The following is a 26,109-nucleotide window of genomic DNA, read 5'->3' as shown; positions in this document are numbered from 1 at the left end:
GAGGAGAATAAAGATGAAATTATCATTATCATGGATTAAAGATTTTGTAAATATCCCTGAAGATATGGATATGAAACAGCTTGCATATGATCTGACTATGGATACTGTTGAGGTTGAGGACGTCGAGTACCTGGCAGACCGTTTTGACCATATGGTAGTAGGTGTGATCGAGGATATCGAGCCACATCCAAATGCAGACAAACTTCGTGTCTGCAAAGTAGACATCGGTGACGGTGAAATCAAAGACATCGTCTGCGGTGGTATCAATCTGGAAAAAGGTATGCGCGTTGCCGTATCCTGCCCGGGAGCAATTGTCCGCTGGCATGGAGAGGGAGAGCCTGTTGAGATCAAGAAGTCTAAACTTCGTGGCGTGGCTTCCTACGGAATGATCTGTGCATCTGACGAGATTGGACTGGGAGATCTCTTCCCGGCATCTCAGGAAGCAGAGATTCTTGACCTGTCCGCATTTGATGTACCGGCAGGAACAACTCTGGCAGATGCCCTTGATCTGAACGACGTTCTTCTTGAGATTGATAACAAATCAATGACAAACAGACCGGATCTGTGGGGACACTATGGTATCGCTCGCGAGATTGCAGCATTATACAATCTGCCATTAGCTGAGATCAAGCCATTTGAGACAGATGTACAGTCTGATTTTAATGTAGAGATTGCTGATCCAGACAGATGTCCAAGATATATCGGAGTAGAAATGTCTGGTGTAAATGTAAAAGAGGCACCATATCAGATGCAGAGTAGAATCTGGAAGGTTGGTATGCGTCCAATCAATGCATTGGTTGACATTACAAACTACGTCATGCTTGCAACTGGTAACCCGACACATGCATTTGACGCAGATAACATTTCTGATCACATCGTTGTAAGACATGCAGCAGAAAATGAGAAGTTACTTCTTCTGAACGACAAAGAGCTTTCTCTTTGTACAGATGACCTTGTAATTACAGATTCCGAGGGACCTGTTGCACTGGCCGGTGTTATGGGTGGAGCAAAGGATTCTATCCTGCCTAAGACAGAGCGTGTCATTCTTGAGGTCGCAAACTTTGAAGCAGCAGGAATCAGAAGAACTGCACTTCGTTATGATAACCGTACAGAAGCTTCTTCAAGATATGAAAAAGCTATCGATCCTGAGAGATGCGACCAGGCACTTGCACTTTCCATGCAGTATTTCAAAGAGCTGTATCCGGAAATGAAAGTGACAGGTTACTGTGATAAATATGTAAAGAAACTCAAGAGAGCTGAGATTGATGTAAACCTTGTATGGCTTGAGAAGAGACTTGGAAAGCATCTGACAAATGATGAGATCCAGGGCAAGCTTGAAAAACTTGGATTTGATGTACAGATCAATGGTGAGGACATGCACGTTATCGCTCCGACATGGCGTTCTACAGGTGACATTTCCATTAAAGATGATGTAATGGAAGAAGTTGCCAGAATGTATGGATACGACAATTTCGAGCCAACATCATTTACAACAACATTTGACAGTGCAATCAATCAGAAAGATCAGGATCTTGTAAGAAATATGAAAGAGTTCCTTGCAATTCGTTGTGGAATGCAGGAAATCTACACATATCCTTGGGTAAATGATGTATATCTGAATGCAATTATGCAGACGACAGAAGGAATGCTTCGTCTTTCAACACCACCGGCACCGGATCTCAGTTACCTGCGTGCTTCTCTGCTTCCGAACATTTGCGAGGCAGTTGCAAAGAATGAGCGTTACTTCAATGATTTCTCAATCTTTGAGGAAGCTCAGGTATTCCATGATGCAAACTATACTTCACCATACGACAAGTCTGAGTTACTGCCAGAGCAGCGCCGCTACATTGCCGGAGCATTTGCAAGCAGTGTGAAAGATGTGAAAGAACTCTTCCAGGAAGCAAAAGGTGTTCTGGAGTATATGCCACGTTATACACATCAGGCAGCATTTGAGTTCAGAAAAGAAGAGAAACCAGTATGGGCTGACAATGTAGTATGGCTCAACATTTACCGTGGAGATGAGAAGATTGGTGATATGGGACTTCTGGCTAAGAAGGCATCTATGGACTGCGGAATCAAGAACTTGTCCGTAATGCTCTTTGAATTAGATGTTCTGAAACTGAAACCACTCATTTCCAGAACCAATAAATTCACTCACCTTGCAGCATATCCGGAGAACGAATATGACATTTCCATGCTCTTTGACTCCAATGCAGTATGGAGTGATATGCATGAGGCAATTCTTGGCAAGAAGAAAGCCAGCGAGTTCCTTAAGAAAGCAGATTTCGTAGATGAGTACCGTGGAAAACAAATCCCACAGGGCAAGAAATCTGTGACAATCAGACTGACCATCGGATCTAATGAGAAGACACTGACTTCCCAGGAGATTGAAAGTGTAGCAAATCAGGTTATGAAGAAGCTGCAGAAGAAGATGGGAGCAGAGCTGAGAACTCAGTAAAAATGTGTTAGATAATTCGATATAATATAATAATCCAGCCAGCTGTCATCAGATATGATGAATTTTTACAAATTTTGCTGCGCTATCTATTAAATCTGTGCGTGCAAACTCGCCAAAGGGCGGCTCAGACAGTGCACTTACAGATTAATGATGCTCGCAAAATGTTGCAAATTCCTCAATTATCTGAGTAACAGTTGGCTGGATTTTGCGTATCGGAAATTTTCGGAAAGCCGGACGGTGTTTGGAAAACCAGCAGATGGATTTTATTATGTGCGAAAGTTGCAGATTTATTTATTGCAAAACTATCATATATGTGTTATTCTAACGTCACGCAGATGGCGATTCTTGTTATCTGCAAAAGGTATCTATTTAATTTCATTCATTTCGGAGGCTCAGAGTATCGGGTGTTATTCCAAAGTGATGAACGTGTGACAAGTGAATATAGGCTGGGAAGGGAACCTGGTGCGGTACAGGATGTTATTTGAAGATTAGCATTTCCAACTGGAATATACTATTAATATATGGTAAAATATCTATAGATAATCTTTTCTCAGACTATAGACAGTTGTCGGAGAGGAGAGTATATGTCAAAAAGAACAGGAATTAAAGTACAAAAGAACCGTACAGATGACGAGTTTATCATGCTTCCGACCGTAGATTTTTGTTTCAAAGAACTGATGAGAAATGAAAAGGTGCGAAAAGGAATTATTGCAGCATTGTTGGGAGTAAGACCAGAAGAAATCAAGGAGACTAGACTGTTGCCGACCATACTCAGAAAAGAGTACGAAGACGATAAATATGGAATTTTGGATGTTCGAGTTGAAATGCATGATGGCACGCAGATAGACTTTGAGATGCAGGTGGCAGAATTTGATTTTTGGAAAAAACGGATTGTGTTTTATTTAAGCAAGATGGTCACAGATCAGATTCATAAAGGTGATGATTATGACAAAATTCAGAAATGCATTCATGTCAGTATTCTGGATTTTGTACATTTCCCGGAGGATAACAGGTACTATCGAAAAATTACATTTTGCGATACAAAAACGGGAGAGATTTATACAGATATCATGGAGATTCATGTGTTGGAATTGGGGAAGTTACCACCGGAAGATCAGAACGAAGAAGGAATCATAAGGTGGATGCGATTTCTCAATGCAAAGAGCCGGAAGGAGTTAAAAGAGATGGCAAAGCAGGACGAGTATTTTGGAGAAGCGTATGAAGAACTGGACAGACTCAGTGCGGACGAGAAGAAGCGTCTGGAGTATGAGACGAGATTGAAGTATAAACGGGACAAATATGCGCAGCTCCATTATGCGACCAGGATTGGAAGAGAAGAAGGTGAACGGATTGGAAGAGAAGAAGGTCAGAATGAAATGATTCGTTCCATGTGGAAGGCAGGGATTTCAGAAGAACAGATTGCGTCAATTGCACAGAAGACAGTGGAAGAAGTGAGAAAATTGTGTAAATAATTTTTGGTATACAGGAAGAGCAGAAAGAAATAAAAAGAGCATAAGAGATGAAAGAGTGTGAGGAAGGAAACCAATCAGATTTGAGTTTCCTTCGTTTTATTTAATGTGAGAAATTATTAGGAGTAGAAAGAAGGTAAGTTGGTTTGTTGGTTATGTAGCAAAATCAGCAAAAACATTTTTAAGGATGAAAAACATTCCTTTATACAACATTGATGAACCGCTTAGTATATACAAAAATAGTCTTGTGATTTTTACTAATGAAATATCCATACACTTTGGCGGAAATGTATAAAAATTACACAAAAATCGGCATAACTTACTTGACAATTGTGCAATTTAGAGACTATAGTTAAATATAAACGTTCTGATTTAGAGCTATTTTCTAAAATATTTCATATTATAGAAAACTGTTAGAATTTCAGTATATTTTTTGAGAAATCATTAAAAAAGTGCGAGTTTTTTAGAGAGTTCTGTGATGATATGTGGCTTTGGTCAGACAGATAACAAGAAGGGGGCGGCTTATGAAATCTGTGATTGAAAGACTGGATGATATTGAGAACACTGCGCGCAGTATTGTGGCGAAGGCAGAAGAAGATAAGAGTCAGGTTGAGCAGGAGATTCAGGCGCAGAGAGATCAGTTTGATAAAGAACTGGATGAGAAGACGCAGGCAGAACTTACCAGAATCCGGGAAGATGGAAAGCGGCAGGTCGATGAACTCCTGAAGAGTCAGCGTGAGAAGAATCACGAGGCAGTTCAGACATTGGAAAAGGAATATGAGACGGCCCATGCAGTTTATGCAGAAGGTATTTTGCGTCATATAATAGAAGTGTAATATAAGATGCCAGTGGGAGCGTGAAGCGAGGAGTAAACCACAGGTATCAGAATTTCAGACATTTCAAAAAGAAATATAGCGAGGAAGAGAACAATGGGCAATGTGATGGCATACAGCGGACTTACGACGAAAATCCGCGCAATGCAGGCAAAGCTTCTTACACAGGCTGACTATGAGACTATTTCCGGTTTTACGGATGTTGTGCAGGTGGTGGAATTTTTGAAGACGAAACCGGCCTACGCAGTCTACATGGATCAGTTGGAACTGGCGCATCTTCATCGAGGTGATATTGAGAAGATGTTGTATCAGTCTCTGTATAATGATTACACAAGAATCTTCCGGTTTGCGGGAATCGACCAGAAGAAATTTCTGAAGATTTACTGGAAGAAGTATGAAGTCAGTGTGATCAACTATTGTCTGAGAATCGTATTTAACCATTATGACAAGCCTTATGACCTGGATTATAAGAAGGAATTTTTTGATAAATATTCAAAACTTTCTATTGATAAGTTGATAACTTCCACAAATATCGACGAACTTGTGGATAACTTACGTGGCAGTGAGTATTATGAAGCATTAAAACCAATCCGGGATTCCGGGGCAGCGACATTATTTGACTACGATCAGGCACTGGAGCTTTACTATTTTACTAATTACTGGAGGCGGGGAAGAAAGGTATTCTCCGGAAAATCCAGAGAGCGTTTTTCAAGAGATGTGGGAATCAAGATGGATCTCATGAACATTCAATGGGTGTACCGTGCGAAGCAGTATTATCGTATGCTTCCGGCAGAAATCTATGCACTGACGCTTCCATATCATTTTCATTTAAGTACGGAAGAATTTAAGGCAATCGTGGAAGCACCGAATGTGGAAGAGATGAAAAAGCAGATTGAGAATACTTACTATGGAACACATGTCCACATGAAAGAGGGGCAGTCCATAGAAAAGAGTATCAAAGATATTTTACGGGATCTCTATATATCTGACAGGCAGAAGGATCCTTACTCCGATGCAACGATGCACGCATTTTTATTCTTGAAGGAGCAGGAAATCGACAAGCTGACGACAGCGTTAGAGTGTATCCGTTATGGACTGACCAGACAGGAGATATTGACATACTTGGGAGGTGAGAGCAAGTGATTGTAAAAATGAGATTCTTAAATATCAGCGGTCCGAGAGATGACATCGACCGGGTATGCGAGAAATATCTGTCAAAATATGAGATGCAGATTGAAAATGCGGTGACAGAACTTAAGACGACGGAAAATATCATGCCGTTCGTGGAAGTGAACCCGTACAGAGATCCGCTTGCAAAGGCAGAGCAGTTCGCACAGCTTCTGCCGGAGGACGGGGAAATTCGGGCAGATCTGTCAGGATCAAAGGATGATATGCTGGCGCTGATCCGGGATCTGAATCATGATTATCTGGGACTTGTGGAAGACAGAGAAAGGCTGAAGCTCAAGAAGGAAGAATTGCTTGGAAAGGAAAATGTCCTGAAACCATTTTCTGCGTTGAAAGTGGATGTTCATAAAGCATTGCAGTATCAGTACATGCAGGTACGGTTCGGACGCATTTCGCTTGACTATTACAGACGTCTTGAAAAATATCTGGCTGACAGTCTGAATGCCATATTTCTGGAGGCTGGAAAAGACAAAGGTTTTGTCTATGGCTGTTACATAGCGGCAAATGCGGATATTGCGAAAGCGGATAACACATTCCGGGCACTGCACTTTGAGAGAATTGACGTGACAGATGCTTACATCGGAACTCCTAAAGAAGCGTGTGAGAAGCTGGATCAGGATATTGAAGCAGTGCAAAAAGATATTGACGCAGATGAGGATAAGATTACAGCACTTATGAAACGTAATGCAGCCAAGCTTCTGGGAGCGAGAAAGAGACTGCAGGAGCTTGCGGACAACTTTGATATCCGTAAACTTGCAGCGAGAGTGACCAGTGAGGATGAGAGGGATGAGTTCTATATCTTATGTGGCTGGATGAGTGAAAAGGATGTAGATGCGCTTCTTGCTGAGACCCAGGATGACGATAAGATTAGTATCATGGTCGAAGATGAGCGTGACCAGTATTTTGGTGATCCCCCGACAAAGCTTGAGAACCCGAAGGTATTTAAACCATTTGAAATGTTTATCAAGATGTACGGACTTCCGGCTCACGATGAGATGGACCCGACCATGTTCGTGGCACTGACCTATACATTTATATTCGGAGCCATGTTCGGAGATCTTGGCCAGGGCTTCTGCCTCTTTGCAATTGGCGGAATCCTGTATCTGACAAAGAAGATCAATCTGGCAGGAATTATTTCCATTGCAGGTATTTTTTCCATGTTCTTCGGATTTATGTTCGGAAGCATATTTGGATTTGAAGATATTATTGAAGCCCGCTGGTTAAGGCCTGTATCGGCAATGACGAATCTGCCGTTTATCGGGCAGCTTAACACCGTATTCGTCGTTGCCATTGCATTTGGTATGGCACTGAATATTCTGGTGATGATCTTCAATATTATCAATTCGGCGAAAGCCCACGATAAGGAAAATATGTTATTCTCCACCAATGGTGTGGCAGGACTTGTATTTTATGGATTCCTGGTACTGACAGTAGTACTTTATATGACCGGACACAAGACTCCGGGAAATGTAATGCTTGTGATTTTCCTTGGAATTCCGGTGCTCCTCTTTGTATTTAAAGAGCCACTTGGAAATCTGGTAGAGAAACGTCATAAGAAAATGGAAGGCGGCAAGGTCATGTTCTTTGTACAGGCATTTTTTGAATTGTTCGAGACCATGTTAAGCTACTTCTCCAATACCATTTCTTATGTGCGTATCGGAGCATTTGCAGTGAGCCATGCGGCAATGATGGAAGTTGTACTGATGCTCTCCGGAGCGAGTGCGGGAAGCACGAACTGGATCATATTTGTCATCGGTAATATCATAGTCTGTGGACTGGAAGGACTGGTAGTTGGTATCCAGGTCCTGCGTCTGGAATATTACGAGATGTTCAGCCGTTTTTATAAAGGAACAGGAAGAGAATTCAAACCATTTCATAAACAGAGCGAGTAGGAGGAAGAAGTCATGACATTAACTGTAAAATTATTACTGGTGGCAGCACTGGTACTTGGAATTATCGTACCATTTGGATATTTCCTTAAGGGAGAGAGAAGTAAGAAACGTTACAAACGTGCACTTGGAGCAAATGTTGTCTTTTATTTTGGAGCATTTGCCATCGCAGCGATCATGTTATTTTCCGGAGATCCGGTATACGCTGCAGAGACAACAGCAGCCGCTTCAAATGCAACTGGATTTGGTTATATCGCAGCCGCACTGTCAACCGGTCTTTCCTGTGTCGGTGGTGGTATTGCCGTAGCAAGTGCAGCAAGTGCCGCTCTTGGAGCAATCAGCGAGGACTCCAGCGCACTTGGTAAGTCACTGATCTTCGTAGGACTGGCAGAAGGTGTGTGTCTGTATGGACTGATCATCTCCTTCATGATCCTCGGTAAATTATAAGATGAAAATGTATCTGATCAGTGATAATGTCGATACTCTGACGGGACTGAGACTGGCGGGCGTAGATGGAGTCGTTGTACATGAAAGAAACGAACTGCGTGAAGAATTAGAAAATGCCATGAATGACAAAGAAGTTGGTGTCATTCTGCTGACTGAGCGGTTCGGACGGGAGTTCCCGGATCTTATCAACGAGATTAAGTTACAGCGGACCATGCCGCTTTTGATCGAGATTCCGGACAGACACGGAACCGGACGTAAAAAAGACTTTATCACATCGTATGTGAATGAGGCTATAGGATTAAAACTATAGGAAGCAGGTGATTGTGTGACAGTAGATGAGAAGATAACAAGACTGCAGGAATCTGCAATGCAGGAGGCAAGAAGCAAAGGGAATGCGATTGTGGAACAGCATAAGAAGGCGCTTACCCATGTCTTTGAGCAACATAAAGCAGAGGCACTGATACAGGCAGACACAAGAATCAAGGCTGAAAAGACTAGCGTGAAGCAGCAGCTTGGTATGGCGAATTCAAAGGCTGCGCTGGAACTTAAGCGAGAGCTTGGAGCTGCCCAGAAGCGTTTGAAAAAGCAGCTTTTTAAAGAAGTCGAAGAAAAACTGTCTGCATATATGAAGACGGAAAAATATCAGGATCTTCTGGTAAAATATATTGAAAAAGCGGTAGCATATTCTGACCGCGGCGAGATGACGATTTATGTTAATCCGACAGACGCAGATAAGAAAGCGTATCTGGAGGAGAAGACAGGATTTACACTGAGTATCAGCAAAGAAGACTTTATCGGTGGAATCCGTGCAGTCATTCCAGAGAGAAATATTCTGGTAGATTATGCATTTAAGGGCGCGCTGGAGAGAGAATATCAGAAGTTCGCATTTGGAGGAGGTATGGGCAGTGGACGCTAAACATACTGGAAAAATATATGGAATTAACGGCCCTGTCATTTATCTGAAAGGCAGGACCGGATTTAAGATGTCCGAGATGGTCTATGTAGGAGAAGAACGTCTGGTAGGAGAGGTTATTTCTCTGGACAAGGACAGGACAACGATTCAGGTCTATGAGGAGACTTCCGGTCTGAAGCCGGGAGAGATTGTGGAGGGTACCGGAGATGCAGTATCTGTTATCCTCGCACCTGGAATTATCAATAATATTTTCGACGGAATTGAACGTCCGCTGGAAAAGATTGCGCAGGCAAGTAATGGCGCATTTATTACAAGAGGTGTCAGTGTAGATTCTCTGGATCTTGATAAGTTGTGGGATACACACATGACGGTTGCAGAAGGTGACGCACTCCAGGGAGGGGCAATCATTGCAGAAGTTCCGGAGACTCATGCGATCGTGCACAAATGTATGGTTCCGCCGGATGTGGAAGGAATCGTGGTCAGTGTCGTACCTGACGGACAGTATCATATCAATGATACACTTGTTGTGATCGAGACAACAGAAGGGGAGAGAAAAGAACTCTCCATGATGCAGAAATGGCCGATTCGTGTGCCAAGGCCGGTGCATCACCGTTATTCTGCAAGAGTTCCGCTTGTGACGGGACAGCGTGTCATGGATACTATGTTCCCTCTGGCGAAAGGCGGAACAGCCGCAATTCCGGGAGGATTCGGAACAGGAAAGACGATGAGCCAGCATCAGATCGCAAAATGGTCCGATGCGGACATTATTGTATATATCGGATGCGGAGAGCGCGGAAATGAGATGACACAGGTTCTGGAGGAGTTCTCAGAACTGGTAGATCCAAGAACGGGGAATCCGCTGATGGACAGAACGACTCTGATTGCCAACACATCCAACATGCCGGTAGCTGCCCGTGAGGCATCTATTTACACAGGACTTACACTGGCTGAGTATTATCGTGATATGGGATATGATGTTGCAATTATGGCGGATTCTACATCCCGTTGGGCAGAGGCTCTTCGTGAGCTGTCCGGACGTCTGGAAGAGATGCCGGCAGAGGAAGGATTCCCGGCTTATCTGGCATCCAGACTTTCTGCATTCTATGAGCGTGCCGGTATGATGCAGACATTAAATGGAGCTGTAGGTTCTGTTACAATCATTGGAGCAGTATCTCCGCAGGGAGGAGACTTCTCCGAGCCGGTCACACAGAATACGAAGCGATTTATCCGTTGCTTTTGGGGACTGGATAAGTCTCTGGCATATGCAAGACATTACCCGGCGATCCACTGGCTGACCAGTTACAGCGAGTACTTACCGGATTTAAGTGCATGGTATGCTGATAATGTATCTCCAAAGTTTGTGGACTATCGGAACCGTCTGATGAATATTCTGAACCAGGAGAACAGTCTCATGGAGATTGTAAAACTGATCGGTAGTGATGTACTTCCGGATGATCAGAAGCTGACATTGGAGATTGCCCGCGTGATTCGCCTTGGATTCCTGCAGCAGAACGCATTTCACAAAGACGATACGTGTGTATCTCTAAAGAAGCAGTTCGGTATGATGGATATTATTCTGTATCTCTATAAGAAATGCAGAGAACTGGTGGCAAGAGGTATGCCGATGTCTGTTTTGAAGGCAGAGGGTATCTTTGAGAAAGTTATCGCTATCAAATACGATGTGCCAAATGGCGAGTTACAATTATTAGATATGTACAAAGTAGATATCGACCGTTTCTACGATACAGTGATTGAGAAAAATGCATAGAAGGAGGTCAAGATCATGGCAATAGAATATCTGGGACTAAGCAGCGTTGAAGGCCCTCTGGTTGTGCTGGAAGGAGTTCAGGACGCATTCTATGATGAAATCGTGGAATTTGTAGTCGATCATAAAACAAAGAAAATGGGACGTATTGTGGAACTGAATGAGGATAAAGCAATCATTCAGGTATTTGAAGGAACCGAGAATATGTCCCTGGACAATACACATACGAGATTGATGGGACGTCCGATGGAGGTTACTGTATCACCGGAAATGCTTGGAAGAACCTTTAACGGAATCGGACAGCCGATCGATGATATGGGACCACTCATTTCCGAGGATAAACGTGATGTCAACGGACTTCCGCTTAATCCGGTCAGACGTGAGTATCCAAGAAACTATATCCAGACAGGAATTTCAGCCATTGATGGTCTGACAACACTGATCCGTGGACAAAAGCTTCCAATTTTCTCAGGAAACGGACTTCCACATGACCAGTTAGCAGCGCAGATTGTAAAACAGGCCTCTCTGGGCGGTGATTCTGATGAAGATTTCGCAATTGTGTTTGGAGCTATGGGAGTTAAGCATGACGTGGCAGATTTCTTCCGCAAGACATTTGATGAGAACGGAGTATCCGACCATGTGTGTATGTTCCTGAACCTGGCAAATGACCCTGTCGTAGAGCGTCTGATCACACCAAAGGTAGCACTGACTGTGGCAGAATATCTGGCGTTTGAGTGTAACATGCATATTCTTGTAATCCTGACAGATATGACTTCATTTGCAGAGGCGCTTCGAGAAGTGTCTTCTTCAAGAGGAGAAATTCCGTCACGAAAAGGATATCCAGGTTATCTTTACAGTGAACTGGCAACAATTTATGAGCGTGCCGGAATTGTGGAAGGGGCAAATGGATCGGTGACACAGCTTCCGATCCTGACCATGCCGAATGACGACATCACGCACCCGATTCCTGACCTGACCGGATATATTACGGAAGGTCAGATCGTACTGGACCGCAATCTTTATGGACAGTCAGTTTATCCGCCAATTAATGTATTGCCGTCACTGTCACGTCTGATGAAAGACGGAATCGGAGAAGGCTATACGCGAGACGATCACCAGGCGCTGGCGAACCAGTTATTTGCTTCCTACGCAAAAGTAGGAGAGGCAAGAAACCTGGCCTCCGTTATCGGTGAAGATGAATTGTCACCACTGGATAAGAAATATCTGGAGTTCGGACGCGAATTCGAACAGCGTTATATTGGTCAAGGAACAACAGAGAACCGTACCATTCAAGAGACGCTGGATCTTGGCTGGGAACTGTTAGCACTGCTTCCAAGAGAAGAACTGGATCGAATCGATACAAAACTCATTGATTTCTATTATCCGAAGAAGAATGAAGCGTAAAAATGATTTAGAAGTGCAGGAATCTGGAAAATATGCCAGAATTCTTGCATTATAATTGCTATATTGCAAAAATGGGAAAGGAGGGAGTCTATGGATCCAAGAGAGTTTCCGACCAAGGGAAATCTGATGCTTGCCAAAAACTCGCTGGCACTTGCCAATCAGGGCTATGAACTGATGGACAAAAAACGAAATATACTTCTTAAAGAACTGATGGGACTTATCGATGAGGCAAAAGGCATCCAGGAAGAGATAGATTCCACATTTACCCAGGCATATGCGTGCCTGCAGCGCGCTAATATTGAGATGGGAATTAGCAGGGTACAGGAATTCGCATTCACTGTACCAATTGAAGATTCCATTCGTATACAGACCAGAAGTATTATGGGAACAGAGATTCCACATATCAAATATGATGAAAAGCAGAATGACCTGACCTACTCACTCGGAGATACAGGAGAATCGCTGGATATCGCCAGGGAGGCATTCCGAAAGGTAAAGAATCTGACCATCAAGTTGGCTGAAGTCGAGAACTCAGCATATCGTCTGGCAACGAACATCAAAAAGACACAGAAACGTGCCAATGCTCTGAAGAACATCACCATACCGATGTACACGAATCTGGTCTACAACATCAACAACGCGCTGGAAGAAAAAGAAAGAGAAGAATTCACAAGGTTAAAAGTAATAAAACGAAGACAATAATTTAATTGGGGACGTAGTAAAATGCCAAAATACTACGTCCCCATCAGCGATTAAGGGTGTCCCTAACTGTAATCAGGGGTGCCCTTTTCTTAAGGAATTCTTAGAATTTTTTAACAAAGAATTCATAGTCTGGGAAAGGGTTTCGATGTATAATAAATACCATAAAGGAAAAATTTTCATATTGTATGATAGATTCTAAGATTTGCCAGAAAACGACGGGCAGATATCTTGAAGCTTCAGATACACAGGAGGAATATTTATGGCATTGCGTAAAAAGCATGAGGTTCTGGAAGAACCGCAGGATTATGAGATAGAGCGCCGGGAGACACCGAGATATAATCCGGATCCCGAAGCGGGACTTTCGGCGGCTCAGGTGGAGCAGCACCGTGATGATGGTTGGCGCAATGTGTCAGTCGCACCACCGGCACAGACCACGAAAGAAATTATCCGGGAAAATGTCTGTACTTACTTTAACTTAATTTTTCTTGTATTGGCAATTTTGTTATGTCTTGTCGGTTCATTTCGTGATCTGACATTTCTTCCAGTCATTATTTTTAATACATTAATTGGTATCGTGCAGGAGATTCGTGCGAAAAATGTATTGGAAAAGCTGAACATGTTAAATGCACCGCATGCCAGTGTTGTGCGTGACGGGAAAAAGTCGTTAGTGGATTCAGAAGAACTGGTACTGGATGATATTGTAATATTCAAAGCGGGAAATCAGATTTGTGCCGATGCAATTGTAGTATCCGGCGAAGTGCGAGTCAATGAATCACTGTTGACTGGTGAATCTGATGAGATTACGAAAGCTCCGGGAGCGGAGCTTATGTCCGGAAGTTTTGTGGTAGCGGGAGAGTGCCATGCCCGTCTTGATAAAGTCGGAGTGGACTCTTACATTTCCAAGCTGACATTGGAAGCGAAGGCTATGAAGAAAGGCGAGCAGTCGGAAATGATCCGCTCACTGGATAAGTTGGTAAAATTTGTCGGTATTGCGTTGATTCCGATTGGTATTACGTTGTTTGTACAAGGATTTTTCTTTAATGATCAGAGCTTCCAAAACAGTATTGTTTCCATGGTGGCAGCAGTTCTTGGTATGATTCCGGAAGGATTATATCTGCTGGCAAGTGTGGCGTTGGCTGTCAGTTCTATGAGACTGGCTCATAAGAAAGTTCTGCTTCACGATATGAAGAGTATTGAGACGCTGGCTCGCGTTAATGTGCTTTGTGTGGATAAGACAGGAACGATCACTGAGAATTCTATGAGTGTCAAAGACATGATTCCGACAAAGGAATATGATGCAGAGAAGATGCCGGAGTTAAATGGTCTTCTGTCTGATTTTGTGGGAGCCATGAGCAGCGATAACAGCACCATGGAGGCGTTGAAGGATTATTTTAAAAAGAAGACGGAACAGTCTGCCTCTAAGGTTGTTCCATTTACTTCTGTGACAAAATACAGTGGAGTCATGTTCGGGGAGAAGTCTTATGTAATCGGAGCTCCGGAGTTCGTGCTCCGCGAGGATTATGATACTTACAAACCGGATATCAGCGAGTATGCAAGAAAAGGGTATCGTGTACTTGTATTTGGCTCTTATGATGCAGCATTAGATGGCGGAAAATTGACAGGAAAGGTTCTGCCGATGGCATATGTCCTTCTGGCAAATCCAATCCGTAAAGAAGCACCGGAGACATTTGCATACTTTGCAGAGCAGGGCGTGGAAGTCAAAGTTATTTCCGGTGACAATCCGCTGACTGTATCAGAGGTTGCAAAAGAAGCCGGTATTGTAAATGCAGAGGAATATGTTGATGCGACAACACTTCAGACAGATGAAGATATTGCAAATGCGATTGCAAAATATACGGTATTTGGACGTGTGACACCGGGGCAGAAGCGTCAGTTTGTTCAAGCATTGAAAGATCAGGGAAAGACTGTTGCCATGACCGGTGACGGAGTTAACGATGTGCTGGCACTTAAGGATGCGGATTGCAGCGTAGCTATGGCATCGGGAAGTGATGCGGCATGCCAGGCGGCGCAGGTTGTGTTGTTGGAGTCCAACTTTGCATGTATGCCGTCGGTTGTATTAGAAGGAAGGCGAGTGGTCAACAACATCCAGCGATCAGCCAGCCTGTTCCTGGTAAAGAACATTTTCTCATTCCTGTTGTCCCTGTTCTCGGTTGTATTTATGATGAGCTATCCATTACAGCCGTCACAGATTTCACTGATCAGCATGTTCACCATTGGAATTCCGGGATTCTTCCTGGCATTCCAGCCGAATAAAGATGTGATCAAAGGACATTTCCTGACAAATGTGGTGTTAAAAGCTCTGCCGGCCGGCCTGACTGACGTACTGGCGGTAGCTGCCATGGCAGTCTTTGGGCAGACATTTGGACTGGGAGAGACAGACATTTCCACAGCAGGAACGATGCTCCTTGCCATTGTAGGATTTATGATTCTGTTCAAAATCTGTGAGCCATTCAACTGGCTGCGTGGCTGTGTATGGGTAGGTTCAGTTATTGGACTTTTAGGCTGTTCCATTTTCCTGCCGAAGCTGTTCGCGATTACCGGAATGTCCACAAAATGCATTATGCTGTTCGTAGTATTTTCTATTGCGACAGAGCCATTGTTCCGGTATCTGACAAAGCTTGTCAGCGGAGTAAGAAAGCTGCATATGAAGATACATAAGAAGCCGGTGGAAGAGTTTTAAGAATATAGAAAAAAAGAAATATAAGAAATATAAAAATCCTGCAGATATGTATATGATATACAATATCTACAGGATTTTTTGTTGCCAAGCATACGACAAAAAGGTCCGGTGGACCTTTTTTAGTCGATTCTTTAATTACTTTACAATGTCCGGATTTTCGAATACGTCCAGCGCGGTAGCTGCCAATGCTTTTGTGGCGGTATGAAGTGTATGGCGTGCCATTTTTCCATGTACATATTTCAGAAATGTCTCGTGATGTGCAAATACTTTCGGTCTTGCACCGGTATCTAACTCGCAGTATACGGTCGGGCATACATGAGATACATTTCCAATGTCACTGGATCCACTTGCTTCTTCATCACTGTCTACGAAATCTGTAACCCCAAGATCATTTAAGTTCTTACGCATCAGGGCGCGAAGTCCATCATGATATACAAGGTCATCATAAGAATTCTCGAAGTTGAAGTATTCCAGTTTTGCACCAGTCATAAGTTCTGCGCCTTTTGCACAATTAATGACTTTCTGAGTCAGTTCCTCCAAGTAAGCGCGGTCTTTTGCACGAATGTAGAATTGGCATGCTGCGTAATCAGGAATAATATTACATGCAGCACCACCGGAAGTTATGATCCCTGCTACACGGGCGTCATTTCTTGTCTGCTGGCGCATTGCATTGATTCCTGCAAACATCAGGTTTACAGCGTCCAGAGCATTGACACCTTTTTCAGGATAAGCGGCTGCATGGGAGGCGGTACCCTGGAAGCGGAATTCAATAGAATCCATAGCCAGAGTCATAATATTCATGTTGTTTTCAGCGCCTAAGTGGAACTGAAGTGCAGCGTCGATATCATCATAACCGCCACGGTTGGCAATATCACATTTACCACCGGTTGTCTCTTCGGCAGGGGCACCGATGACAACAATCGTTCCGTTGATCTGATCTTTGAATTTTGCCAGAGTCAGGGCAGCACCGAGTGTGGAAGCGGCTATCCAGTTATGTCCGCACGCGTGGGCCACCTCGTCCTTGTTCGGACCATATCCCGGAAGCGCATCATACTCCGGAAGCACAGCAACTTTCGGACCCTCACCACAGTAAAGTTCTGCACGAAAAGCAGTATCAAGATTCAGATACGGACAAGTTACCGTAAATCCATGCTCTTTTAATTTCTCAACAAGATACTTGCAGGACTTAAATTCCTCACTGCCAAGCTCCGCATGATTAAACACAAACTCACTGATTTCTTCAATCTCAGCAGCAAGATTATCCTCTGCAAGATAAAGTTCTTCTTTATTCATTATACAGTCTCCTTAAAAAATATTTTATATCAGCTTCACATTTCTCTATCAAGACTTACAAAAGCCCTAAAAAGAAAGCTTTGCACAGCCATACTCACACTCATACTTCCGGTTTACCGCAATATAAAAGAGTGAAATAATCTTGAAACGGGTACTCTGACGCGGCCGGTACTTAGGCGGTGTTCTTTAGCGCCTTATGTACCGCTGCCAGCGGAAGGTAGCGAGAGCGTGCCTGGGAAAGATTATTTCACTCTATGCTATTAACGGTAACTAATATCCTATCACTACCGCAGCTCCGAGTAATACGATTGAAGCAGCGAAAATGATCAGGAACAGTGGTGTTACGAATCTATACCATTTGTTAATTGGCAGTCTCATGATTCCGCACATCATAAATACGCTTGTTGGCCAGAAAATGTTAGAGAATCCATCACCAAACTGGTAAGCCAGGACGCTGACCTGACGGCTGACACCAACCATTTCTCCGACTGGGGCAAGGATTGGCATTGTGATCAGAGCCTGTCCGGCACCACTTGGGATAAAGAAGTTGATAATGTTCTGAGCAAATAACATACCCATTGCACTTGCCATACCGCGGAAATGCTGGAGCATGGTAGCGAGCCAGTATACAACGGTATCAATGATCTGTGCATTTTCCATGATAACAGCGATGCTTCGGCTGATACCAACAAGAAGTGCACCATACATCATTTCCTTACTTGCTTCGATAAAAATATCTGCAATCTCACTTGGTGTAAATCTGGATACAAGTCCGGATACAATTGTCATAATAATGAACAGGGTTGCAATTTCGTCGATGTACCAGCCAAGTTTGATCGTTCCGTAAAGAAGCATACCAATTGTAAATACGAATAACAGACAGCTCAGTTTGTGAGTGGTTGTCATCTTGATCTCCATCATTTCCTCACGGGAAGCACATTCGAGCGTCTCAATCTTTTCTCCGTAAAGGTAAGATTTTGTCGGATCCTTTTGGATTCTACGTGCATAGCGCCATACATACCAGATACTGATGCCCATGAATACGACAAAGCAAAGAATACGGTAACCAAGACCGGAGAACATCTTCACGCCTGCAACTTCCTGGGCGATACCAATAGTAAATGGGTTGATGGTTGCAGCGGCAAATCCGACTGCGACACCGAGGTAAATGACACTGCCGCCGACGATGGCATCGTATCCGAGTGCCATGGCGATGGAGATAAACACAGGAATCAGTCCGTAAGTCTCTTCAAACATTCCCATGGTGGAACCGAGAAGTCCGAATAAAATCATACATACCGGAATGATCAGTTCGATACGGTTACCAACTTTACGAAGTACAGAACCAACCAGTGCGTCAAATGTACCATTTTTTAAAAGTACATATACAAATGCATATGCAAAGATGATAAAGAAAATAATCTGTGCACTGTCTTCAAATCCAATCTGGAAAGATTTGAACATATCAAAAATGCTGCAGCCGATTTTATCGACATGATGAAAACTGTCTGCGACAACAACAGAGTTACCGGAAGCGTCTTCGACACGGTCAAATGTACCGGCTGGAATAATGTTAGCCAAAATTGCAGTGATGACTGTCATTATGAAAATAATGACATACGCATGTGGCATTTTAAAGCGTTTTTTCTTTTCCATTGTAAATTAAAATCCTCCTCAATCATAAGTGCTAAAAAACAGTTTTCATTTTAGCACTATTCGAGGAGGGTTACAATGAATTTTTTTACACAAATATGAATTTTTTTGCAATTTCTTTACACTTTTGCCTGAGTATAATTTCTATAATGTCAGATACTCATCAGAAAGTGCATATTTAGTCTTGAGGAACATTATGATAATCCCACACAGCCTGTAAATATTCTGGTTTAGAAAGTAACAATTTTGTACCTTCTGCCATACATCTGGCTGCATAAAGCATACCTTTATGCCCAATACTCATGCCGGCCTGTTCTCTGGCTGCCCAGTGGTGAAGTGCGGTGCCGTGGCACATAGTAGCAGCGCTGATGGTGATGAGGGGAACGGTATGGCTGACCTGGGAGGCATCGGTTCCAATGGAAAGTGGAACTGGCGTGTCCTCCAGCGGATAAAGTCCTGCAAAATATTTTCCATTGTTCATAAGTCCGGCCTTTTCTGAAATGTCTTTTGCAAAATCCAGTTCTGCATCTGTATATTCAGGTGTTGGTATATGAGTCATAGCTTCATAGTAAACTTCCACTAGCGGACGGTTGACTTTCATTTCCATGCAGCTTCCAACTAATTCGATATCGACAGTTGTTCCGGTCATCATAGCTGCACCTTTTGCACATGCATCCACGCGTTTGCTTGCATCTTCCGTGCGGCTTCTTTTGGTAGAGCGGATAAAATAATTCGTCTTTGCAAAGTCAGGTACAACATTTGCCGGAATACCATTATCCATGTAAGCATAATGCATGCGGACGTCATCTGTTACATGTTCGCGGAGATAATTCACGCCAATATTCATAAGCTCGGCAGCATCTAAGGCGCTGCGACCGCTTTCCGGTGAGCGGGAGGCATGTGCGCTGACTCCGTGAAATGTATAGTTTTTAATGTCCTGCGCCTGCCAGATGTCATTGCTGACACGGTTGCGGTCGAATGGATGCCAGGTCACTGCGATGGACAGGTCATCGAACACATTCTGTTCGTCCATAATAATTTTTCCGGACATGATCTCTTCCGCCGGGCAGCCGTAAACACGAATTACAATCGGTTCACCAGAGGATTCATAATCTGCTTTCAATGCACAGGCAGCTGCGCAGACTGCTGTTCCAAGAAGATTGTGTCCGCATGCGTGTCCGATTTCCGGAAGAGCATCATATTCAGCGAGAAAACCAATGATTGGAACTTCGTTAGAAGATGAAACGTTTTTCCCGGCTGGCTGGATTTTAGTAATATCGATGTCAGAATTGGTCCAGGCCGCAGTAAATGCAGTCTCGATTCCAGCAGTATTCCATTCTATTTGAAATCCCTGTGTTTCCAGGTAATCTGCAAGACATTTTGAAGAGAGTTTTTCTTTGTAAGCTGTTTCCGGATGTTCGAAGATATAGCACGATTTCTGAATAAGTTCATCTCTGTGGTTGTCAAGCCAGTTGGAGATAGTAGGGTATGTTGCGGTTGATGTCATAAGATGCCTCCTGTCGTATTTTTATAGTGGGGGAGCTTTTATCCCAATATTTTTTACAGATAACAGAACTAGTTGGTTCTGAAGTCAATTTTATACATTTTTCGTAGGATGTCAATTCCGAAGGCGTTCTTGAACGTATAATTTTCGGGGGATACAAATGGTCAGTCTTGATAGAAGTGGCTATGTCGCATATAATGATATTAGAGTCAAAAAGGTTTGAAACAATAGATTTGTGAAATAAAATAGGAGGATATATGTCAGATAGAGAAGAAAAGACCGGAAAAAATGATAACGGAAAGAAAAACAAGGGTGGTAAAAGAAATAAAATAGTAGCAATAGAAATGATTATTCTTGTACTGCTGATCATGTCAGCAGTGGCAATTTTTATTCAGAGAGATAAAAGTGTAAAAGAGGCTGCGAAGATTCATAATCAGAAGGCGAAAAAGACAGAGCAGACACCCCAAACTGCGCAGAAAGAAAATGAGATAGAAGAAGAGACGGAGGGTACGGAAGAAGAGACTGGTGATAGAGACGCGTCAGTTCCTGACCGTAGTAATTTTGCAGTGCAACCGGGAGTTTCAGTCGGAACGACAGAACAGTCCGATGAGAAAATCGTGTATCTGACATTGGATGACGGACCATCAGATAATACACAGGCAGTTCTAGATATTCTGGATAAATATAATGCAAAGGCAACATTTTTTGTGACAGGTGAGATGCCGGAATACAAAGATATGATAAAGGCTGCGTATGACAAGGGACATACAATTGGAATGCATACATATTCACATGATTATGCTAAGGTTTATGCATCGGTTGATGCGTATTTTCAGGATCTGGATCAGATTGGGCAGATGGTACAGGAAGAGATTGGCTATGTACCATGTTTTATCCGTTTCCCGGGTGGATCATCAAATACTGTATCAAAGAAATATACAGCAGGAATCATGTCCACGCTTGTGCAGGAAGTACAAAACCGTGGATATCAGTATTATGACTGGAACGGAAGTTCCGGCGATGGGTCTGTGAGAACGACCGAAGAACTGGTGGCGCAGGCAACGAGCTTTGATTCTAACAACATCATTTTACTTTGTCATGATTCCCATGGAAAACAGACGACCGTAGAGGCATTGCCACAGATTATAGAACATTATCAGTCACTGGGATATACATTTAAAGCACTGGATCGTGATAGCTTCGTAGCGCATCATGGAGTGAATAACTAATTGAGACATAAATCAGTCATAAATTGTAAATAATCGTAAGTATCGTAAATATTGTAAATAAGATATTGTAAATAATCTGTGAGATAATCGGTGAATTGTAAATAATCGCACGAGTCAGGGGTTGGGTAATCACAACTTCTGTGCTATAATAAACGATATATGGCATCTGACACATTTCTTTGTATAATAGGAAGGTGCATTTCCTATGCATGGCGTCAGAAGACAGTATTTTTAAGACAGTAGAAGGAGTATTTGGTATGAATTTAATTGAAATTCGCGAATTATACAAGAACCAGGAAGCATACCTGGATAAAGAAATTACCGTTGGGGGATGGGTAAGAAGTATCCGAGACTCCAAAGCATTTGGCTTTATTGTCATCAATGATGGAACATTTTTTACACCACTTCAGGTCGTATATCATGATGATATGGAGAACTTTGAGGAGATTTCAAAACTCAATGTAGGAGCAGCTGTTGTTGTAACAGGTACACTGGTTGCAACACCACAGGCAAAACAGCCATTTGAGATTCAGGCGAAGACTGTAACAGTAGAAGGTGCTTCCGCGCCGGATTATCCGCTTCAGAAGAAGCGTCACAGCTTTGAGTACCTTCGTACTATTGCACATTTAAGACCGAGAACAAACACATTCCAGGCAGTATTCCGTGTTCGTTCCCTGACGGCATACGCACTTCACAAATTTTTCCAGGAGAGAGGATTCGTGTATGTACATACACCGATCATTACAGGAAGTGATTGTGAAGGAGCCGGAGAGATGTTCCGCGTAACAACGATGGACATGGAAAATGTACCGAAGACAGAAGATGGTGCAGTAGATTATACACAGGATTTCTTCGGAAAAGAGACAAGCCTTACCGTAAGCGGACAGTTAAATGCAGAGACATACGCACAGGCATTTGGAAATGTTTATACATTTGGACCTACATTCCGCGCAGAGAACTCCAACACAACAAGACATGCGGCAGAGTTCTGGATGTTAGAGCCTGAGATGGCATTTGCAGATCTGGAGGACGACATGGACCTTGCAGAAGACATGTTAAAATATGTCATCAATTATGTGATGGAAAACGCACCGGAAGAGATGAATTTCTTCAATTCATTTGTAGACAAAGGGCTGATCGATCGACTGACCAACGTTGCAACATCTGAATTTGCACGAATCACATACACAGATGCAATTGAGATTCTAAAGAAGCACAACGATAAATTCGAGTTCAAAGTATCATGGGGAATCGATCTTCAGACAGAGCACGAGCGCTATCTGACAGAGGAAGTATACAAACGCCCAGTATTTGTAACAGATTATCCGAAAGATATCAAAGCATTCTACATGAAACAGAACCCAGATGGAAAGACCGTGGCAGCAGTCGATTGCCTCGTACCAGGAATTGGTGAGATCATCGGAGGAAGCCAGAGAGAAGACGATTACGAGAAGCTTGCAACACGCATGGAAGAACTCGGAATGAAGACAGAAGATTACGGATTCTACATGGACCTTAGAAAATACGGATCCACAAGACATGCCGGATTCGGACTTGGATTCGAGAGATGCATCATGTATCTGACAGGAATGGGCAATATCCGTGACGTAGTACCATTCCCAAGAACAGTAAATAACTGCGAGTTATAACAGAAAAATAGCCCCTGAAATTGTAGAAAATGTTTGACACAATCAGAAAGGGACAGGTTAAAGTTCAATTGGGGACGGGGTTTTTTTGAAAAAACCCCGTCCCCAATTGAAAAAGAGGAGAATTGTATGAATATTTTAGTAGTGGATGATGAGAAAGAGATTGCTGATGTTATCGAGTTATACTTGAAGAATGATCAGTATAATGTGCTGAAATTTTATACGGGTCAGGAAGCGCTTGATTGTATTGCCAGTACGAAGATTGATCTTGCGATTCTGGATATCATGCTTCCGGATGTGGACGGATTCCAGATTTTGAAGCAGATTCGTGAGAAATATACATTTCCTGTGATCATGTTGACAGCGAAGACGGAGTATATGGATAAGATCACGGGTCTGACACTTGGTGCTGATGATTATATTCCAAAGCCTTTCAATCCATTGGAGCTGGTTGCCAGGGTGAAAGCACAGATTCGACGCTATACGCAGTACAATGAGGGTACGAAGGACGAGGGGGATGTGATTGATTTTGGCGGTCTGTTCCTGAACCGGCAGTCTCATGAGTGTACTTACAATGAAGTGCCGCTGACACTGACACCGATTGAGTTTGATATTCTGTGGCTGCTCTGTGAGAACCGAGGCAAGGTTATTAGTTCTGAGGAGTTATTCCACAAGGTTTGGAAGGAAGAATGCTATAAGAACAGCAACAATACGGTCATGGTTCATATCCGGCATCTGCGGGAAAAAATGAATGGACCTACCGGAAAATCTGATTTCATTAAGACTGTATGGGGAGTTGGATATAAGGTTGAAGAATAATTATCGTAAATTAAAATTCAGTATTCTCTTGCAGACGGTGCTTGTTACGGCACTGACAGTTCTGGTGGGTGGATTTTTGCTGAATTATGTGATCGATGGAATTTATAATGACAGTTTCGCCAGGAATTTTGTAAAAATAATGACGAAACTGCAAGTGAGTGAACCGACTGCACGGAGCCTGTATTGGAAATTGATAGGAGATAACAAGACATTTTTCATGGTTGTAGGCTTTTTGCTTTTGTTTGCTCTTTTTTTCTATGTGGCACTTTCGAAAATGACAAAGTATCTGGACCAGGTGGGAGAGGGAATTGAAAATATTCTGTCGGAATCTACGGAACCGATTCACCTGATCACAGAATTGAAACCGATTGAGATTCGATTAAATGAGATTAAAGCTACCCTGAAACGGCAGGAGCTGGAGTCAGTGGAAGGCGAGAAACGAAAAAATGATCTGGTGTTGTTTCTGGCGCATGATTTAAAGACACCATTGACTTCTATTGTGGCTTACTTAAGTATGTTGGACGGATATCCAAAGATGCCGGAGGAGGAGCGAAAGAAATATATTCATATTGCTCTGGAGAAATCCAATCGTCTCGGTGAATTAATTAATGAGTTTTTTGACATTACAAGGTACAATTTGCAGAATATCGAGCTGGAGTCGGTGAAGATCAACTTGACCATGATGCTGGAGCAGATTGCAGACGAACTTTATGGCGTACTTCAGGAAAAAAAGCTTACTTGTGATGTGGATGTGGAAGAGAATCTGGAAGTTTACGGCGATCCGGACAAGCTTGCCCGTGTCTTTGATAATATTTTGAGAAATGCCATTGCATATTGTTATGAGAATACCAAAATTGAGATTCAGGCCAGAATGAAAAATAATAAAATCGAGATTACATTTACAAACAGCGGAGACCGGATTCCGGGAGATATGCTGCAGACGATTTTTGAAAAATTTTACCGGGTAGATAATTCCAGGTCGACCGGAACCGGAGGAGCAGGACTTGGTCTTGCGATTGCAAAAGAGATTGTGGAACTACATGATGGACAGATCATGGCGAAAAGTGACGATTTACATACGCAATTTATTGTGACACTGCCGTCGGAAAATGAACTGGAAGAAAATGAAGAGGGAAGTAAAAATGAGATTCATACACATCGCAGACATACATTTGGGGGCAGACCCGTACATTGGAAGCTCCCGAAAGGAAAAGCGGGAAAAGGAGATATGGACCAGTCTTGAACGAGTACTCGAAGTCTGTGAAAGTAAGCATGTGGAAATGCTTCTGATTGCAGGCGACTTGTTTCACAGGCAGCCGCTCAGACGGGAACTAAAAGAACTGGATTATCTTTTTTCAAAACTGACCATGACTGAGGTGGTTATCATTGCAGGAAACCATGATTATCTGAAGAGAGATTCTTATTATCGGACGTTTCAGTGGTCAAAAAATGTGCATATGATTCTGGACAGGGAGATTCAATGCGTGGAATTTCCAGCATACAGTCTGGCAATCTATGGCATGAGCTATGATACGAAACAGATTACAGAGGAATGCTATTGTGATGCATTTGCACAGCGGCGACAGCCATATGAGATTTTGCTTGCGCACGGAGGAGATGACAGCCATATTCCGATAAAGAAAGAAAATCTGCTGGGGCTTGGTTATGATTATATTGCAATGGGGCACATCCATAAACCGCAGATTATCTGTCCGGATAAAATTGCTTACGCTGGAGCGTTGGAGCCAATCGATAAAAACGATACTGGAGCGCACGGATACATTTACGGAGAGATCACGACCAAGGGATGCAGGATAAGATTCGTACCATTTGCAATGAGATCTTACATACATCAGACGATCGAAGTAAATCCGTCTATGACAGAGCATGAACTAAAAGAGACAGTTGCGAAAGTTATAGATGAAAAAGGAAAGGAAAATATTTACAAGATTATTCTGGACGGAATGCGTGACCCGGAAATTTCCTACAACGTGGACACGCTGGATCCATATGGAAATGTGATCGAGATTACAGATCAGACACGACCGGCGTATCAGTTCGATAAGTTGAAAGAAGCAAATAAGGGAAATATTCTTGGGGCATTTGTGGCAGAGCTGGAACAGTATCCTGAGAATAGTCTGGAACATCAGGTGCTTTGTGAGGGAGTGCGGGCATTGATGGAGACAAGAAGAGGCTAAT

Annotated in this window: 21 protein-coding genes; 18 read left to right on the top strand and 3 right to left on the bottom strand. The window is 43.0% G+C overall.

Features of this window, described 5'->3' with window-relative positions; all coding sequences use genetic code 11:
• Positions 1-13 precede the first annotated feature (13 nt).
• The 13 genes from pheT to NQ560_RS14455 all read left to right on the top strand — a co-directional run bounded on the left by pheT (position 14) and on the right by NQ560_RS14455 (position 15,766).
• On the top strand, positions 14-2,458 hold the full coding sequence (pheT, locus tag NQ560_RS14515; protein ID WP_005335113.1) for a phenylalanine--tRNA ligase subunit beta: 2,445 nt from the start codon (positions 14-16) through the stop codon (positions 2,456-2,458).
• Positions 2,459-2,652: 194 nt separating this feature from the next.
• Positions 2,653-2,943, top strand: a complete 291-nt coding sequence (locus NQ560_RS14510; RefSeq protein WP_005335114.1) for a hypothetical protein — start codon at positions 2,653-2,655, stop codon at positions 2,941-2,943.
• Positions 2,944-3,042: 99 nt separating this feature from the next.
• On the top strand, positions 3,043-3,930 hold the full coding sequence (locus NQ560_RS14505; protein ID WP_005335115.1) for an Rpn family recombination-promoting nuclease/putative transposase: 888 nt from the start codon (positions 3,043-3,045) through the stop codon (positions 3,928-3,930).
• A 521-nt stretch (positions 3,931-4,451) separates the two neighbouring features.
• Positions 4,452-4,763 carry a hypothetical protein gene (locus NQ560_RS14500; RefSeq protein WP_005335116.1) on the top strand — a complete coding sequence of 104 codons (312 nt, stop codon included), beginning with the start codon at positions 4,452-4,454 and terminating at the stop codon, positions 4,761-4,763.
• 93 nt (positions 4,764-4,856) lie between these two features.
• Positions 4,857-5,903: a V0D/AC39 family V-type ATPase subunit gene (locus tag NQ560_RS14495; RefSeq protein WP_005335117.1), complete on the top strand. Its 1,047-nt coding sequence runs from the start codon at positions 4,857-4,859 to the stop codon at positions 5,901-5,903.
• A complete protein-coding gene (locus NQ560_RS14490) occupies positions 5,900-7,837 on the top strand; it encodes a V-type ATP synthase subunit I (RefSeq protein WP_005335118.1) in 1,938 nt (645 codons plus the stop codon). Before NQ560_RS14495 ends, NQ560_RS14490 begins: the two co-directional genes overlap by 4 nt.
• A 12-nt stretch (positions 7,838-7,849) precedes the next feature.
• Positions 7,850-8,281 (top strand): ATP synthase subunit C, encoded by a 432-nt coding sequence (locus NQ560_RS14485; RefSeq protein ID WP_005335119.1) that lies wholly within the window; start codon positions 7,850-7,852, stop codon positions 8,279-8,281.
• Between the two features lies 1 nt (position 8,282).
• Entirely contained in the window at positions 8,283-8,591 is a 309-nt protein-coding gene (locus NQ560_RS14480; RefSeq protein ID WP_005335121.1) for a V-type ATP synthase subunit F, read from the top strand.
• 15 nt (positions 8,592-8,606) lie between these two features.
• Entirely contained in the window at positions 8,607-9,197 is a 591-nt protein-coding gene (locus NQ560_RS14475; RefSeq protein ID WP_005335127.1) for a V-type ATP synthase subunit E, read from the top strand.
• Complete coding sequence (locus NQ560_RS14470) at positions 9,187-10,962, top strand: V-type ATP synthase subunit A (protein ID WP_005335129.1); 1,776 nt, start codon at positions 9,187-9,189, stop codon at positions 10,960-10,962. Before NQ560_RS14475 ends, NQ560_RS14470 begins: the two co-directional genes overlap by 11 nt.
• 15 nt (positions 10,963-10,977) lie before the next feature.
• Positions 10,978-12,363: a V-type ATP synthase subunit B gene (locus tag NQ560_RS14465; protein WP_005335131.1), complete on the top strand. Its 1,386-nt coding sequence runs from the start codon at positions 10,978-10,980 to the stop codon at positions 12,361-12,363.
• Between the two features lie 90 nt (positions 12,364-12,453).
• On the top strand, positions 12,454-13,065 hold the full coding sequence (locus NQ560_RS14460) for a V-type ATP synthase subunit D (RefSeq protein ID WP_005335133.1): 612 nt from the start codon (positions 12,454-12,456) through the stop codon (positions 13,063-13,065).
• Positions 13,066-13,324: 259 nt separating this feature from the next.
• On the top strand, positions 13,325-15,766 hold the full coding sequence (locus NQ560_RS14455) for a cation-translocating P-type ATPase (RefSeq protein WP_005335136.1): 2,442 nt from the start codon (positions 13,325-13,327) through the stop codon (positions 15,764-15,766).
• A gap of 135 nt (positions 15,767-15,901) precedes the next feature.
• Here the strand turns inward: NQ560_RS14455 and NQ560_RS14450 are convergent, their stop codons facing one another.
• The 3 genes from NQ560_RS14450 to NQ560_RS14440 all read right to left on the bottom strand — a co-directional run bounded on the left by NQ560_RS14450 (position 15,902) and on the right by NQ560_RS14440 (position 20,219).
• Positions 15,902-17,059 (bottom strand): M20 family metallopeptidase, encoded by a 1,158-nt coding sequence (locus NQ560_RS14450; protein WP_005335138.1) that lies wholly within the window; start codon positions 17,057-17,059, stop codon positions 15,902-15,904.
• 270 nt (positions 17,060-17,329) lie between these two features.
• On the bottom strand, positions 17,330-18,715 hold the full coding sequence (locus NQ560_RS14445) for a YfcC family protein (RefSeq protein WP_005335140.1): 1,386 nt from the start codon (positions 18,713-18,715) through the stop codon (positions 17,330-17,332).
• A 175-nt stretch (positions 18,716-18,890) separates the two neighbouring features.
• Positions 18,891-20,219 (bottom strand): amidohydrolase, encoded by a 1,329-nt coding sequence (locus NQ560_RS14440; RefSeq protein ID WP_005335142.1) that lies wholly within the window; start codon positions 20,217-20,219, stop codon positions 18,891-18,893.
• A gap of 254 nt (positions 20,220-20,473) precedes the next feature.
• Between NQ560_RS14440 and NQ560_RS14435 the strand changes: the two genes are divergently transcribed.
• From NQ560_RS14435 to NQ560_RS14415, 5 genes are all read left to right on the top strand, one after another.
• Positions 20,474-21,445 (top strand): polysaccharide deacetylase family protein, encoded by a 972-nt coding sequence (locus NQ560_RS14435; protein ID WP_005335144.1) that lies wholly within the window; start codon positions 20,474-20,476, stop codon positions 21,443-21,445.
• A gap of 257 nt (positions 21,446-21,702) precedes the next feature.
• Positions 21,703-23,094, top strand: a complete 1,392-nt coding sequence (gene asnS, locus NQ560_RS14430) for an asparagine--tRNA ligase (protein WP_040015708.1) — start codon at positions 21,703-21,705, stop codon at positions 23,092-23,094.
• 126 nt (positions 23,095-23,220) lie between these two features.
• Entirely contained in the window at positions 23,221-23,910 is a 690-nt protein-coding gene (gene vanR, locus NQ560_RS14425) for a VanR-ABDEGLN family response regulator transcription factor (protein WP_005337379.1), read from the top strand.
• A complete protein-coding gene (locus NQ560_RS14420) occupies positions 23,900-25,153 on the top strand; it encodes a sensor histidine kinase (RefSeq protein ID WP_005335156.1) in 1,254 nt (417 codons plus the stop codon). The genes vanR and NQ560_RS14420 overlap by 11 nt, the downstream gene beginning before the upstream one ends.
• On the top strand, positions 25,053-26,108 hold the full coding sequence (locus NQ560_RS14415) for a metallophosphoesterase family protein (RefSeq protein WP_081445681.1): 1,056 nt from the start codon (positions 25,053-25,055) through the stop codon (positions 26,106-26,108). Before NQ560_RS14420 ends, NQ560_RS14415 begins: the two co-directional genes overlap by 101 nt.
• Position 26,109 lies beyond the last annotated feature (1 nt).

The organism is Dorea formicigenerans (genome assembly GCF_025150245.1).
GTDB lineage: Bacteria > Bacillota > Clostridia > Lachnospirales > Lachnospiraceae > Dorea > Dorea formicigenerans.
This window is presented reverse-complemented; position numbering and strand designations above follow the sequence as displayed.